At 66.3% G+C, this 13,668-nt stretch carries 21 protein-coding genes and 1 pseudogene; 12 read left to right on the forward strand and 10 right to left on the reverse strand.

Going from position 1 to position 13,668, the window contains the following annotated elements; all coding sequences use genetic code 11:
- The 8 genes and pseudogenes from nifH to ACE3QW_RS11885 form a co-directional block, all read left to right on the forward strand.
- Positions 1-140, forward strand: a pseudogene (gene nifH, locus ACE3QW_RS11850) (nitrogenase reductase); the annotation flags it as partial.
- Between the two features lie 552 nt (positions 141-692).
- Positions 693-1,541 (forward strand): electron transfer flavoprotein subunit beta/FixA family protein, encoded by an 849-nt coding sequence (locus tag ACE3QW_RS11855; protein ID WP_029555902.1) that lies wholly within the window; start codon positions 693-695, stop codon positions 1,539-1,541.
- 60 nt (positions 1,542-1,601) lie between these two features.
- Positions 1,602-2,711, forward strand: a complete 1,110-nt coding sequence (locus ACE3QW_RS11860) for an electron transfer flavoprotein subunit alpha/FixB family protein (RefSeq protein ID WP_029555903.1) — start codon at positions 1,602-1,604, stop codon at positions 2,709-2,711.
- A 22-nt stretch (positions 2,712-2,733) separates the two neighbouring features.
- Entirely contained in the window at positions 2,734-4,041 is a 1,308-nt protein-coding gene (locus ACE3QW_RS11865; RefSeq protein ID WP_024281024.1) for an FAD-dependent monooxygenase, read from the forward strand.
- A gap of 81 nt (positions 4,042-4,122) precedes the next feature.
- A complete protein-coding gene (locus ACE3QW_RS11870; protein ID WP_024281025.1) occupies positions 4,123-4,419 on the forward strand; it encodes a ferredoxin family protein in 297 nt (98 codons plus the stop codon).
- A 117-nt stretch (positions 4,420-4,536) separates the two neighbouring features.
- On the forward strand, positions 4,537-5,340 hold the full coding sequence (locus tag ACE3QW_RS11875) for a 4Fe4S-binding leucine-rich repeat protein (RefSeq protein ID WP_250168644.1): 804 nt from the start codon (positions 4,537-4,539) through the stop codon (positions 5,338-5,340).
- Between the two features lie 260 nt (positions 5,341-5,600).
- Complete coding sequence (locus ACE3QW_RS11880; protein ID WP_029555905.1) at positions 5,601-6,365, forward strand: dienelactone hydrolase family protein; 765 nt, start codon at positions 5,601-5,603, stop codon at positions 6,363-6,365.
- Positions 6,366-6,518: 153 nt separating this feature from the next.
- The gene (locus ACE3QW_RS11885) at positions 6,519-6,851 is read left to right on the forward strand and encodes a hypothetical protein (RefSeq protein ID WP_250168645.1); all 333 of its coding nucleotides are present in this window, start codon (positions 6,519-6,521) and stop codon (positions 6,849-6,851) included.
- Positions 6,852-6,896: 45 nt separating this feature from the next.
- Here ACE3QW_RS11885 and ACE3QW_RS11890 read toward each other — a convergent pair whose 3' ends face one another.
- On the reverse strand, positions 6,897-7,382 hold the full coding sequence (locus tag ACE3QW_RS11890; protein ID WP_024281029.1) for a hypothetical protein: 486 nt from the start codon (positions 7,380-7,382) through the stop codon (positions 6,897-6,899).
- Positions 7,383-7,700: 318 nt separating this feature from the next.
- Here ACE3QW_RS11890 and ACE3QW_RS11895 point away from each other — a divergent pair, with 318 nt between their 5' ends.
- Both ACE3QW_RS11895 and ACE3QW_RS11900 read left to right on the forward strand, forming a co-directional pair.
- Positions 7,701-7,946, forward strand: coding sequence for a hypothetical protein (locus tag ACE3QW_RS11895; protein WP_024281030.1), 246 nt, complete (start codon positions 7,701-7,703; stop codon positions 7,944-7,946).
- A gap of 77 nt (positions 7,947-8,023) precedes the next feature.
- Entirely contained in the window at positions 8,024-8,263 is a 240-nt protein-coding gene (locus ACE3QW_RS11900) for a hypothetical protein (RefSeq protein WP_250168647.1), read from the forward strand.
- A 37-nt stretch (positions 8,264-8,300) separates the two neighbouring features.
- Here the strand turns inward: ACE3QW_RS11900 and ACE3QW_RS11905 are convergent, their stop codons facing one another.
- The 7 genes from ACE3QW_RS11905 to ACE3QW_RS11935 all read right to left on the reverse strand — a co-directional run bounded on the left by ACE3QW_RS11905 (position 8,301) and on the right by ACE3QW_RS11935 (position 11,850).
- Positions 8,301-8,735, reverse strand: a complete 435-nt coding sequence (locus ACE3QW_RS11905; protein WP_374251663.1) for a group II truncated hemoglobin — start codon at positions 8,733-8,735, stop codon at positions 8,301-8,303.
- A 23-nt stretch (positions 8,736-8,758) separates the two neighbouring features.
- Complete coding sequence (locus ACE3QW_RS11910) at positions 8,759-8,926, reverse strand: hypothetical protein (RefSeq protein WP_168457281.1); 168 nt, start codon at positions 8,924-8,926, stop codon at positions 8,759-8,761.
- Between the two features lie 27 nt (positions 8,927-8,953).
- Positions 8,954-9,286 carry a DUF6156 family protein gene (locus ACE3QW_RS11915; protein WP_374251664.1) on the reverse strand — a complete coding sequence of 111 codons (333 nt, stop codon included), beginning with the start codon at positions 9,284-9,286 and terminating at the stop codon, positions 8,954-8,956.
- Between the two features lie 45 nt (positions 9,287-9,331).
- Positions 9,332-9,811 carry a Rieske 2Fe-2S domain-containing protein gene (locus ACE3QW_RS11920; protein WP_250168650.1) on the reverse strand — a complete coding sequence of 160 codons (480 nt, stop codon included), beginning with the start codon at positions 9,809-9,811 and terminating at the stop codon, positions 9,332-9,334.
- Between the two features lie 185 nt (positions 9,812-9,996).
- Positions 9,997-10,392: an iron-sulfur cluster assembly protein gene (locus ACE3QW_RS11925; RefSeq protein WP_024281035.1), complete on the reverse strand. Its 396-nt coding sequence runs from the start codon at positions 10,390-10,392 to the stop codon at positions 9,997-9,999.
- Positions 10,393-10,465: 73 nt separating this feature from the next.
- Positions 10,466-10,948: a M48 family metallopeptidase gene (locus ACE3QW_RS11930; RefSeq protein WP_169124953.1), complete on the reverse strand. Its 483-nt coding sequence runs from the start codon at positions 10,946-10,948 to the stop codon at positions 10,466-10,468.
- Between the two features lie 38 nt (positions 10,949-10,986).
- Positions 10,987-11,850, reverse strand: a complete 864-nt coding sequence (locus tag ACE3QW_RS11935; RefSeq protein WP_038192719.1) for a xanthine dehydrogenase — start codon at positions 11,848-11,850, stop codon at positions 10,987-10,989.
- A gap of 238 nt (positions 11,851-12,088) precedes the next feature.
- Here ACE3QW_RS11935 and ACE3QW_RS11940 point away from each other — a divergent pair, with 238 nt between their 5' ends.
- Positions 12,089-12,322 (forward strand): BolA family protein, encoded by a 234-nt coding sequence (locus ACE3QW_RS11940; protein ID WP_024281038.1) that lies wholly within the window; start codon positions 12,089-12,091, stop codon positions 12,320-12,322.
- 92 nt (positions 12,323-12,414) lie between these two features.
- Positions 12,415-12,744, forward strand: coding sequence for a Grx4 family monothiol glutaredoxin (gene grxD / locus ACE3QW_RS11945; RefSeq protein WP_024281039.1), 330 nt, complete (start codon positions 12,415-12,417; stop codon positions 12,742-12,744).
- 159 nt (positions 12,745-12,903) lie between these two features.
- Here grxD and ACE3QW_RS11950 read toward each other — a convergent pair whose 3' ends face one another.
- Both ACE3QW_RS11950 and ACE3QW_RS11955 read right to left on the reverse strand, forming a co-directional pair.
- Positions 12,904-13,128, reverse strand: coding sequence for a hypothetical protein (locus ACE3QW_RS11950; RefSeq protein WP_024281040.1), 225 nt, complete (start codon positions 13,126-13,128; stop codon positions 12,904-12,906).
- A 215-nt stretch (positions 13,129-13,343) separates the two neighbouring features.
- The gene (locus tag ACE3QW_RS11955; RefSeq protein WP_024281041.1) at positions 13,344-13,658 is read right to left on the reverse strand and encodes a ferredoxin; all 315 of its coding nucleotides are present in this window, start codon (positions 13,656-13,658) and stop codon (positions 13,344-13,346) included.
- Between the last annotated feature and the right edge of the window lie 10 nt (positions 13,659-13,668).

A 13,668-nucleotide genomic window follows, 5' to 3' on the forward strand; every position in this document is an offset into this window, starting at 1 on the left:
ATGGCAACTCGGGCAACGGCATCATCCCGACCCCGATCACCATGGACGAGCTGGAAGACCTGCTCATGGAGCACGGCATCATGAAGGCCGTGGACGAGAGCCAGATCGGCAAGACCGCCGCCGAACTCGCCGTCGGCTGAACGAGGATCGACGGGCCGGCCCCCGCCGGCCCGTCCACCCGACGTCCGTCCCCGCGGCTTGCCGCGCACATTTGAACGGGACAGGGCGTGACCTTTGCGAATACGCCTTTTCACACACCGTACGCTGAAGACTATTTTAGGTTCCGGTCCCTCGCCGCAAGGCGGGGGACCTTTTGCGAGAACCTCCCATCAGCGACGCCGAATACTTCAAAACCATCCCTCGCGCGCCGCGGCCGTGTCGCACACAATGGGCTCCGGCCCATCGTCCCCTCCCCGACACATCGCCGATCAGCCCCGACGTCGCGTTCGCGACGCGCCGCCGATGCGCGCAAATGCGACACTCCCCTCATCACCTCACGACGGCCCCGACCTGTCACCTTCCCGACACGGACGCACGTTGTTCCATGTATTCGCGTGTCGTCGAGACCCGACAATCGGCTGATCGGCATGACAAATCACTGAAAATGCGAGCGATTCACAAGTGACATCGGCTTGGCACGCCGCTTGCCAGTCAGGGCTCAGGAGCCGTTGGGTTTGGCTCGGAGCGAATTCATGCACATCGTCGTCTGCATCAAACAGGTTCCGGATTCGGCGCAGATCCGCGTCCATCCCGTCACCAACACGATCATGCGGCAGGGCGTGCCGACGATCATCAACCCTTATGATCTGTTCGCGCTGGAAGAAGCGCTTCGCCTGCGCGACAAGTTCGGCGGCGAAGTCACGGTGCTCACCATGGGCCCGCCCTCCGCGGAAGATTCCCTGCGCAAGGCGCTGACCTTCGGCGCCGACCGCGCCGTGCTGCTGACCGACCGCTTCTTCGCCGGTTCGGACACGCTGGCCACCAGCTTCGCGCTGGCCACCGCCATCACCAAGGTCGGCCAGACCTGGGGCGTGCCGGATCTTGTCTTCACCGGCAAGCAGACCATCGACGGCGACACCGCCCAGGTCGGCCCCGGCATCGCCAAGCGTCTTGGTCTGATGCAGATCACCTATGTGGCGAAGATCGCCGAGTTCGATCCCGCCGAGCGCACCATCACCCTGGAACGGCGCGCCGAGGGCGGCACGCAGGTGCTGAAGTCCAAGCTGCCCTGCCTGGTCGCCATGCTGGAAGCCACCAACGAGATGCGCCGCGGCACCATGGTGGACGCCCTGCGCGCCGCCCGTGCCGAGGTGGTGAAGTGGAACGCCAAGGACGCCGGCGTCACCGATCTCAACATGTGCGGCCTCAAGGGCTCGCCCACCATCGTGAAGCGCGTGTTCGCACCGAGCGCGCGTTCCGAGAAGGCCAAGTTCATCGAGGCCGGCGAGGGCGGCAACCTCTCCGAGGCGCTGATCGCCGAAATCTTCTCCCGCCAGCCCAGTCTGGAAGCCGACCTGACCGCGCTGGCGCGCGGCTTCTGACGGCCTCCGCCGCAGAGCCCGCGCGCCCTTCGTTGCACCAAGATCAGTGAGCCGACCATCATGAGCGAGCCCAAGACACCCCCAGCCCCCGCCGCCGGTGGACGCGCGTCCACCAAGAAAGAGCTGCCGGAACACTTCAAGGCATACAAGCACGTCTGGGTGTTCATCGAGCAGGAGCGTGGCCAGGTCCATCCCGTGTCCTGGGAACTCATGGGCGCGGGCCGCAAGCTCGCCGACAAGCTGGGCGTGGAACTCGCCGCAGTCGTGGTCGGTGCCGAGGGCGAGACCGTGCGCGGCGCGGTGGCCGAATCCTTCTGCTACGGCGCCGACCTCGCCTATGTGGTGGCCGACCCGGTGCTCACGGACTATCGCAACGAGGCCTACACGGCCGCGATGACCGACCTCGTGAACACCTACAAGCCGGAGATCCTGCTGCTCGGCGCCACCACGCTTGGCCGCGACCTCGCCGGCGCGGTGGCGACCACGCTGCTCACCGGCCTCACCGCCGATTCCACCGAGCTGGACGTGGACGCGGACGGCTCGCTGGCCGCCACCCGCCCGACTTTCGGCGGCTCGCTCCTCTGCACCATTTACACGCTGAACTACCGCCCGCAGATGGCGACGGTGCGCCCGCGTGTGATGCCCATGCCGATCCGCGTCGAGAAGCCCATCGGCCGTGTCATCGAGCACAAGCTCGGCGTGGTGGAAGCCGACATCGTCACCAAGATCCTGAACTTCATCCCCGACCGCGATTCCAACAAGGCCAACCTCGCCTATGCGGACGTGGTGGTGGCCGGCGGCATGGGCCTCGGCTCGCCGGAGAATTTCCAGCTGGTGCGCAACCTCGCGGTAGCCATGGGCGCCGAATACGGCTGCTCGCGCCCGCTGGTGCAGAAGGGCTGGGTCACCTCCGACCGCCAGATCGGCCAGACCGGCAAGACCATCCGGCCGCGGCTCTACATCGCCGCCGGCATCTCGGGCGCCATCCAGCACCGGGTGGGCGTCGAGGGCGCGGACCTGATCGTCGCCATCAACACCGACAAGAACGCGCCGATCTTCGACTTCGCCCACGTGGGCATCGTCACCGACGCCATCCGCCTCCTCCCGGCCCTGACGGAAGCCTTCGCCAAGCGCCTCTCGGCCCACTCCAGCGACAAGCTCGCCAGCTGACAGCCAGCGAAAGGAACATCCGATGATCGACGAAAGGTTCGATGCGATTGTCGTCGGCGCCGGCATGGCCGGCAATGCCGCCGCCTACACCATGGCCTCCCGCGGCCTGAAGGTGCTGCAGCTGGAGCGTGGCGAATATTCCGGCTCCAAGAACGTGCAGGGCGCCATCCTCTACGCCGACATGATGGAAAAGATCATCCCGGACTTCCGGGAGGACGCGCCGCTGGAGCGTCACCTGATCGAGCAGCGCTTCTGGATGATGGGCGAGAACTCCCACACCGGCCTGCACTACCGGTCCGACGACTTCAACGAGGAGAAGCCGAACCGCTACACCATCATTCGCGCACAGTTCGACAAGTGGTTCTCCTCCAAGGTCCGCGAGGCCGGCGCCCTGGTGGTGTGCGAGACCACGGTGACCGAGCTGGTGCAGGACGCCTACGGCAAGGTGATCGGCGTGAAGACCGATCGCGGCGGCGGCCAGATCCATGCGGACGTGGTGGTGCTGGCGGAAGGCGTCACGGGCCTCCTCGGCGCGCGGGCCGGCCTGCGCAAGATCCCCAAGCCCACTGAGGTGGCGCTGGCGGTGAAGGAGATGCACTTCCTGCCGCAGGAAGTCATCGAGCAGCGCTTCAACGTGAAGGGCAATGAGGGCGCCGTGATCGAGGCCGCCGGGACCATCTCGGAAGGCATGACCGGCATGGGCTTCCTCTACACCAACCGCGAATGCGTGTCGGTGGGCCTCGGCTGCCTGGTGTCGGACTTCCAGAAGAGCGGGGAGTCGCCCTACACGCTGCTGGAGAAGTTCAAGCGCCACCCCTCCATCGCCCCGCTGCTGGAAGGCTCCGAGGTGAAGGAATATGCCGCCCACCTCATCCCCGAGGGCGGCTTCAAGTCCATCCCGCAGCTCTATGGCGAGGGCTGGGTGGTGGTGGGCGACGCCGCCCAGCTCAACAACGCCATCCATCGCGAGGGCTCGAACCTCGCCATGACCTCCGGCCGCATCGCCGGCGAGGCCATCTTCCAGGTCAAATCGCGCAAGGAGCCGATGACCACGGCGAACCTCTCGCTCTACAAGAAGATGCTCGACGACAGCTTCGTGATAAAAGACCTCAAGAAGTACAAGGACATGCCGCAGCTTCTGCACATCCAGTCGCAGAACTTCTTCCTCACCTATCCCCAGCTGGTCAACAAGGCCATGCAGAACTTCGTGCGTGTCGACGGCACCCCGAAGAAGGAGAAGGAGAAGATGACGGTGAAGTCCTTCACCTCCGCGCGGTCGTGGGCGGGCCTTTTCGGCGACGCCTTCAAACTCGCCCGCGCCTGGCGCTGAGGGATTTTCAGCTCAGCGCGTCCTGTTTTCCCACCTTGCGCGACGGGCCTCGCCCGTCGCCCGATTACCGGGAGATTTTTCATGGCCACCGAAACCGCCGTCCGTGTCGAGGACAAGCTTTTCCAGAACCGCTATCTGGTGGATGCCGGGCGCGCCCACATCAAGGTGCGGCCCCACACCACCCCCTCCGCCGCGCTGCGCTCCCTGCTCACCACCTGCCCGGCCCGCTGCTACGAGCTGAACGACAAGGGCCAGGTGGAGATCACCGCCGACGGCTGTGTCGAATGCGGCACCTGCCGCATCATCGGTGAGCCCTCCGGCGACATCGAGTGGAACTATCCGCGCGGCGGCTACGGCGTGCTGTTCAAGTTCGGCTGAGGCCTTCGGCCCCCAGCGGTAGCGAAATAGCGATCGGGAGCCGGCGCACGGCTTCCGGTACGCCATCTGGCGTCAAGTCGCCTTCGCCCCTAGATTAGGGGGCGGGAGGACGATTTCATGTCCGCATTTTCGTCAGGATCAACGGCCGGAGAGCCGGGGTTCGCCGAAGGCTTCGCATCCGACTTCGCCGTCGAGGCGCTGGATTGGCAGGGGCGCCCCCTGCGCTGCCAGGATTGTCCCCATGAGGACATCAAGGCCGAAGGGCGCTGCGATCTCGGCAAGGCGTGCGTCCTCGACCGTCGGCGCAAGCGCATCGACCGTTTCTTCGCCAACAATGCGGCGCTGGCCGCACGCTATCTCGACCATCCCTATTTCGAGGTGCGGGCGCTGGCCGCCCGACACGCCAGCGTCTTCCTCATCACGCCGCTGAAGGACGATGCCGAACCGGACGTGCGGATGGTCTGCGCCGAGCGCCTGCCCATCGCCCGCATTCGCGACATGCGGTTCGATCCCGAGCCGCGGGTGCGCATCGCCGTCGCCCAGCGTCTGGAAGGCAGCGATCTCGTCGCCCTCATGTCGGATGTGGACTACACCGTGCGCATGGCGGCCGCCCGTCGCGCGCCGGCGGATGCGCTGGTCTATCTGATGCACGACCCGGAAGTGGACGTGCGGCGCATCGTGGCCGCGCGCCTGGCGCAGGTACCCCTCGCCCGCATGGCCGACGACGCCGATCCGCTGGTGCGCGTGGTGGTGGCCGAGCATCTCGATCCCGAACGGCTCGTCGCTCTGCGTGGCGATCCCGACATGCGGGTGCGCTTTGTCGTCGCCGAGCGGATCTCCCCGGCGTTCCTCGCCCCGCTCACCCACGACGACGTGCCGCCCATCGCCGAGGTGGCGCGGGAGCGCCTCGCTGCCGGCTGAGCCGAGTTTCCCGCCTAGCGACCCGATGGCCGGCCTCCCAGGGCCGGCCGTTTTCGTTTGCGCGCCTCATAACGCAAATGATTGGCGCTCGCGAAGTAGTTTTTGCTGCGACGCGGTATTTATTTGTGTTCAGCGCAAAAGAAACGCTGCACCGCACGTATTTCTTGTCCTCTGGCGCCCAATTTGCATGTCGAAGCTGTTTCAGACTGGCAGAGCGAGCGGCCCTGCCCCCTTTTCGCCGCTCGGAAATCGAGGATGCCATGGTCGAAGTCACAGCAAGCAACGTGAAATTCTCCGCCTATCGGGCTGATCCGGAAGGCGCGCCCAAGGGTGCGGTGGTGGTCCTGCAGGACGTCTACGGCGTCAATTCGGACATCCGCCAGATCGCCGACGGCTTCGCCGCCGCCGGCTATGTCGCCATTGCGCCGTCCCTGTTCGACAAGGTGAAATCCGACATCGAACTCGACGCCGCCGCCACCGACGAGGGCAAGGCCCTGACCGAGGAGGTCGGCACCGACTGGTCGCTGGAGGCGATCCAGGCCACCGTCGATACGGTCAAGGATGCCGGCAAGGTGGCCCTCGTCGGCTACGCCTGGGGCGGCTTTCTCGCCTACACCGCCGCCAACAAGGTGAAGGGCCTCGCCTGCGCCATCGGCTATCACGCCGAGGAGGGCATCCTCGACGGCATGTCCGAGAAGCGCCGCATCCCCACCCTCATGCACTTCGCCGAGGCCGACCCCGCCATCGCGGAAGCGGACATGATCCAGTTCCGCGCCCGCCGGCCGGATGTGTCGGCCTTCTCCTACCCCGGTGCCAATCGCGGCTTCAGCTACAAGGCGAACCCGGCCTATGACGCCGCCGCCGCCGACCAGGCCATGGAGCGCACCCTGTTCTGGATTTCCCAGTACGTGGTCGGACAGGGCCCGGTGCAGCTGAAGAATGCCGGCGCCTATGCGCTCGCGAAGACCGAGAAGAAGGGCAAGAAGAAGTCCGAGGCCAACGACATGGGCCCGCCCATGGACTGACCTGCGAGGGCCAAGCATTGGCCCTCCCAATCCGCGTGCCGGCGGGCGTTCCTCTTGACGCGCCGCCGGCCCGGACGTTTCATCCCGGTAGCGGGCGATGGGTCCGGTTCATCACCCCGGATCAGGGGGCGCACATCCGCCGGAGCGTCGGACATGAGCGTGATCGAGCATGATTTCGGGGCAGGCAAGCGGCGGACGGAAAAGCGCTTCCGCGACCTCCTGAACCTCGATGCGCTGCACGAGCAGAATGTCCGCGCCAATCCCCTGCCCTATCTCGAGCGCGCGAGCGAGCGCATCTATCAGCTCGAAAAGACCATCTTCGAGGCGGCGCTGGCGGCCCGCCCGGCCTTCGGCGCCGAGGCCGACGACAAGGGGCCGACCGTGACCCTCAGCAAGGCGGAATACGACCGCCTTCTCGCCTGCCGCGCCATCATCGATTCCGCGCTCGCCGAGATCCAGGCGCGGCCGGAGGAAGAGCCCCGTTGAGGCCTAGAAATCCGTGAGCGCGCGGACGCGCCCACGGTGTGCACGTCAGTTATGGACGGAGGGCGGCGGGGTCCACTGATAGAGATCGCCCCAACCGTTGAGGGCCTTCACCTCGTGGGTGAAGCCGAGGTCGCCGAGTGCGGCGGCAAAGCCCAGTTGCTCGCCGCTCTTCACGCTGGCGAGCAGCGGCACCTTGCGGCCCTGCAATTCGCCGAGCAGCGCGGGGAGCACCGCATCACCCTTGGCGGCCGGCGCGACGGCGGCGTAGGTCACATGGATCGCCTCGCTGTTGCGGAAGCCCCATTCGAACGTATCGCGCCGGGCGAGCAGCGCGCCGACGATGCCCTTCTCATTGTCCACCACCACCGGCGACAGGCCGGACGTGCAGCAGGCGACGAGCTCGGACAGAAGCGTCTCCTGGTCGGCCTCGTCTTCCGCGTTGAAGGGGACAGCGGCGGCGGCCTGCCGCAGCAGCCCCCACAGGCCTTGGACGTCGCTGAGGGACGCCATACGGCGAGTCAATTCAGCCATGAAATGTATCTCCGGAGCAGACAGAAAAAGCAACGTGACTATCTTAGATCAAAGGCTAGTAAATTCAATAATTACCGCTCATGATCCCAGAATAAGCCGATGCCTTCACCTGACCGCACGACAGTGTCATGAAGCATACGCCCACATCCGGCGGATGTGCGATGCGCGACACCCAGCCCCGCTGCCGGCAGGCCGCCGCCGCTTGGCAAGAACCTTGCTGCGCGCACCGCGCGGGGACAGTCGATCGCCCCGCCAAACCCGTTTGGAGCCCCGGCCTCCGGAAAGTCCTTTCCCGGAGCGCGTCCTTTGGAGTGAGGCATGTCGACGAGCGAAGGTTTCTTCATCGACTGGGACGGCAACGCCCGCAGCGTCGATGATCCCGGCGGCGGATATCTGTGCGAGACCGACCGCGTGGCGAAATATGTGGCGGTGACCACCAAAACCGGCACGCTGGTGCACGAGGGCACCTTCTACAAGACCATGGAAGACATCGCGAAGGCCGGCATCAAGGCCGGCTTCGTGCCGGGCTCCCACCCCTGGGGCTCCAAGCAGGACGGCTTCTAAGCCTGCCGGCGCCGGGCCTGCGCGGTCATCTTCGCGCCGGCCCTCCCCACACAGCTGACAACCCCGGAGAATTGGCGATGCTCCCGACGACCATTCTCATCGACGAGGCCCCCCGCTGCGTCGTCCGCCCCAACGACACCAAGGCCCTCAACCGCTTCCTGCGCAACGCGAAGGATTTCCTCCTCGCCGACAAGCCGGAGGGCAAGATCACCCATCGCACCGCGGCCGAAGACGAGATGGCGAAGTGGAAGGATGCCCTCGCGCTGCACCAGGCCTGGGGCGGGTCCGACGAGGAATTCTTCGGCGTGCCGCTCTAGCGCCGCCCCTCGCCGCCCCGTCGCAGCCCTTGCCGTTTCAGGGCCGCGCGGCGTGGCCCACGGTGTCGTGCGGATTGCCGGCGGTGTTGCGCATCCAGTCCGCGAGCTTCGCCATGGCGTCATAGATGGCGGCGCGCGCGGCGGCATCCGCCACCGTCTCCTCCAGCGCGCCATGCATGCACAGCAGCCAGGCGTCGCGCTCCCCATTGCCGATGGAGAAGCCCATGTGCCGCTGGCGCAGCCGGGGATGGCCCTTCTCCGGCGAATAGAGCTTGGGGCCGCCGGTCCACTCGCTGAGATAGCGCTTCAGCACCTGCTTGGTATTGCCGAGATCATCGGCGTGCATGGCGCGGATGCCCTCCGCCTCGGGCAGCGTGTCCATGCGCGCATAGAAGGCCTCCACCAGCCGATCGATGACGACCGCGCCGCCCAGGCGCTCATACATGGTTGTGGTCTCGGCGACGTCCGACATGATCTGTTCCCTCGGGCTCGGCCCTATTCGTCCATGTTGGGCAAGAGGATGACCTCGGCCGGCGCGCCGGCGCCTTGCGCCGCGACAAAATCCAGGGCCGAGACCAGCGAAAGGCCGCCGTCCGCCTCCATCAGCACCACGGCGTCCGGCGGCATCCTGCCGAGCGCCTCGACCAGCTGAGCCACCGTCATCCGTCCTGCCCTCCTGTCGGCGCCGGGCTATTCCGGCCGCGTCGGCGATCCCGCCTCGTCGAAGGCGACGATCACCGTGTCCTCATCCACCATGCGCACCTCGGCGCGCTTCAGCGTCCCGTTGCCATGGTAGCTGTAGCGATGGGCCAGCTCGACCTCGCCATAGACCATCTTGTCGAAGCCGGTCAGCTGGCCAGCCTCGTCGAACCAGGCCCGGATGAAGGTGTTGCGGTGGGTGAGCTGCGCCTCGGGGATGGGCTCCACCAGCCGGAACGGCATCTTCACGCCGGTATAGGTGATAAAGAAGCGGCACTCGCCCGGCATGTCCGGCGGCACCGCGCTGGCGGCCTCTGCACTCATTCGTCCGTCTCCCGACACCTGCACCTTCGCCATCACGACTGCCGATCAGTCGGGAGAAATCATGATTTCCATGGTCTCGTCGAAATCGTCATAGGGAAAGCCGGCGACCTCCGCCTCCACCAGCGGCACGCCGCACAGGCACACATCCGCGCCCACGATGGCCACCGCCACCGGCTCCAGATGCGCCCCCTCGCACGCGCCCTCAGTGCAGGCGCCGCTCTCGATGTCGAACAGCGCCCCATGGCGGCCGCAGCGCAGATGCGTGCGCTCGGCATTGAAGAACTGGCCGCCACCGATGTTGAGCCACGCGCCCTTGTGCGGACAGGCATTCACATAGCCCACCACCTCGCGCGCGCCGGTGCGCACTACCACGATGCGGAACGGCCGCGCGTCCCCCTCCGGGGTCAGTCGGGAGAGATCGAACGCCTTCGCCTCGCCGGGCGGCAACTGGTGCGTCCCGCAGATGGCGAAGACCGCGATCTCGGCTTCGGTGTCCTGTTGCTCGGCAGATTGTTCGGCAGACATCACTTCCCCGCCCGCCCCTCCCGGAGGCGCCGGCCCCTGTCGCAAATGAAACAGTCCCTGACCGGCTGGAGCGGCAGATCCGCGGCCGACGTGAAACCATCCGGGATTAGCAGGAAGCGTGCCGAACGCCGGCAGCAACGAAAATGGCCGGCGCGGGGCCGGCCACTCCGCTTCTGTCAGGTGCCTCAGAGCAACCCCAGCTCAAGCTGGACCTCGTCGCTCATGCGCGACTTGTCCCATGGCGGATCGAACACCAGCTTCATCTTCACGTCGCTGACGCCGGGGACTACCACCACGGCCTCCTGCACCCAGCCGAGCATCTGCCCGGCAACCGGGCAGCCCGGCGCGGTCAACGTCATGTCGATCTCGACCCCGCCATCCTCCTTGACCTCGATCCGATAGATCAGGCCAAGATCATAGATGTTCACCGGGATTTCCGGGTCGTTGACGGTTCTCAGCGCCGCGACGATGCCTTCGAGAAGAACGGCATCATCCTCGGCGAATTCTTCGAAATTGCGCACCTCGCCGTGGACGATCATGGTCGTCGGTGCGGCAAGGCCGTGCTCCACAGGCTGAGTCATGTGACCAATGCCTCCTGCCCCCTCATCGTACCCGATAACGTAGCAAGCACGATGCCAACGATGGCCCCGGCCTTCAATCCAGACCCTCGGCGAGGGCCGCGACAACTGGCCACCCTACCGCGCCGGTGGGGTCGAGCACCTTGAGCGCCTCGAGCTTCTCCACCGCAAGCTCCGGCTGGTTCTGGCGCAGGTGAATGAAGGCGAGCGCCTTGAGCGTGTAGAGGGCGAACCGGCCCGGCCCGTCGGGCAGGAGGTCGTAGGGCACCCAATTGCGCCAGTCCGTATCCCAGCCCGCCTGGGTCGCCGCCTCGATAAGCCCGCCCCGTGCCGCGGCTTCCGCCTCGTCCAGATTGCCCTGGTAGGTGTGGATCTTGTAGAGGCAGAAATAGACCGGCAGCTCGGACGGGGCCGTGGCGAGCGCCTGGCGGAACAGTTCGTCCGCGCGCTTCCTGTCCTTGCGATAGGCAATGACGCCCTGCTGCAGCAGGGCGTTCACGGGGCCGGAGACCTCGCCGAAATTGATGACATCGGTGTTGGGGAAAAGATCGACGCTCACGTTTCTACCCTTCGGTGGGGCCGGCGAAGGGCGCCGCTCTACTTGACCAGATGAGGATTGGGCGCGGCTTCGGTGAGCCGGGCGCCGCGGAAGGTCAGCGCCCGGCTCACCGCCTTGGCGATGACAAGGGCGCGGGCATCGAGCCCGGTCCAGTCGGCGCCGCGGCCGCGTGGATCGATCTCCAGAAGCTTCACCCCGGCCGGAACCTCCGTACCGTCCCGCACCACGCCGCGCACCACACCGTCGAACGGAGCGCGGATGGGCTCGTTGCCGAGGAAGCCGATATGGAAATCCTTGTAGACGCGGGTGCCGATCTCGATGGCCGTGTGCCAGCGACCGGGCACGCTCGAATGCACGAAGCGCTCGCTCGTCACGCCGCCGAGATCGCGGGGGATGTGGTCCGGCTCGTCCGTGGGGCCGTGCTGGATCACCTGCCCCTCCTTGCCGGGGCGCGTCTCGATGGCGAGATCGCAATTGGTGCCGCCGCCGAACCCCGGCCCGAGGCCGATGGTGAGCCGCGCGAGGCGGCGCAGGTCCGGCGTCACCTGATACTTGTTCATGCGGGCATCGACGAGCAGCTCGATGGGGCCGAGGACGATGAGATCGAGCAGCCCGAGGGTGGTGACCAGCACGTCGCCGCGCAACAGGCCCTTGCGGACATCCACGCCGGTATCAGCCCGCACCGCGCGCACGCCGTCCACGCGCACGTCGTCCTCATACAGAGCGTCGTGAAAGGCCATCTTGCGCCGGATCACCGGCGGCACCGGATCATGCGACAGCACAACGCCATAGCCGCCGCGATGCAGCTCGACGGCCACGGCCGACGCGATCTCGTTGGTGCCGAGTATGGTTGCAAAGCCATTGCGCGCCGCACCGCGTCCCTGCTGTAGCAAATCGCTCATAACGGTTCTCGTTTCCCCGGGGCGACAAGGCGTAAGCAAGAGGCGGGCCGTTTGGAACAGCCCCAGGCTCGCCCCCATGCCCCCCCGAGCCGCGCCCTCCGGCGGCCGGGTCTGCCCTCTCCGGCCCGTCGCGCTGTCAGATTTGCGACAGCCCTGCCGCCGCTGCGGCCGCATTTGCACCAATGGCAAGTGGTGCCGCGCTTGCATGGGGGCGTCGCACATCGAAGGAGACAGCGCGATGGCCATGGCCGCAGACGAAATCGAGCGCCTCGTGAAGGAGGCTCTTCCAGACAGCCAGGTGATGATCATCGATCTCGCCGGCGACGGCGACCACTACGCCGCCCGCATCACCTCGGAAGCCTTCAAGGGCAAGAGCCGGGTCCAGCAGCACCAGATGGTCTATGCGGCGCTTGGCGAGCACATGGGCGGCACCTTGCACGCCCTCAAGCTGGAGACGCTGATCCCCAAGTGAGATCGTCCGCAGCGCCATACGCGTCGCGGCGGGTTCCGGCCCATTTCAAATTCCCATTTTCATCCGCTTCGTTTCAATCAGGAGACTGCCCCATGGCCACAACTGCCGAACGTATCGAAGACATCATTGCCTCCAGCGATGTGGTCCTGTTCATGAAGGGTATTCCCGCCGCCCCCCAGTGCGGCTTCTCGGCCGCCGTGGTGCAGGTGCTCGCCGGCGTCGGCGTGCCCTATCGCGCCGTGGACGTCCTGCAGGACCCGATGGTGCGCGAGGGCATCAAGGCCTTTTCCAACTGGCCGACCATCCCCCAGCTCTACATCAAGGGTGAGTTCGTCGGCGGCTGCGACATCGTCCGCGAGATGTTCCAGGCCGGCGAGCTGACCCAGCTCCTCGCCGACAAGGGCGTCGCCGTCACCGCCTGACGGGTTGATCCAGAAAAAAGGGCCCGGACGCGAGCGCATCCGGGCCCTTTTGCTGCACTATGGAACGACCTCGAAAACATGCCGGGCCGGATGAAACAGTCGGCCCTCAAGTATTCGCAAAACCGAAAGACCCTGCACCGGCCATTCGTCCAGGCCGGCTCACGCCGCCTTGGTAGCCGCCTCGACCTTGAAGGCGTCCACATCGGCGCGGGTCAGGCGGAACACGCCGCGACCGCCGGCCAGAGCCTGGTAGGTGAGCGGAACACGGTAGGACAGAAAATCGAACCATTCCTGCGGGTTCAGGCCCTGGGGCCGCTCGCTGATTTCGGCGATGGTCCCGTTGGCCGCAAAGCGGGCGTGAATGATGACTGCTTCGTCGCTCATCTCATCTCTCCTCTCAACGTTCTTCACTGGCGCGGACCCGAAGGGGAGGACTTGGCCGCCCGAAGCCCGCACGACGACTTGATTACCCGGCACGCTTTTTGTTGAGCCCCCGGCAGCGCGCCACCGGAAGCTATTGTCTTCAGCCACGGCCGGAAGGCTCCGCCCTTCCCGCCGCCGACAGTCCCGGCGCCCCGCGGGAGCGCCGCCCAGCGCGATCAGAAGCCCGAGAACTCGCCGAGCAGCTCGATGGTCACGTTCTCTGTGCCGAGCACGGTGACGTGCTTGGCGAGGCGGGACTTGGAGCCGACACCGACGATCGCGTCGAGGCTTTCGTTCTCCTCACGGGTGGTCTTGGAGAGGCCCTTGCGGCCTTCCTGGACGAACACGTGGGACGCGCTGCCGTCCTTGTCGCTCTTCTGGCGCTCCGCGAGCCCCGGCTCGACGGTGATGAGCGCCTCAAGGAGGTTCGTGCCCTCCCCGACTTCAATGGTCTTGCCCATGGGGAGGACCTTCAGCGTAACCGTGGACATCAACAACTCC

Origin of the sequence: Xanthobacter sp., assembly GCF_041911315.1 — a bacterium.
Lineage (GTDB): Bacteria > Pseudomonadota > Alphaproteobacteria > Rhizobiales > Xanthobacteraceae > Xanthobacter > Xanthobacter aminoxidans.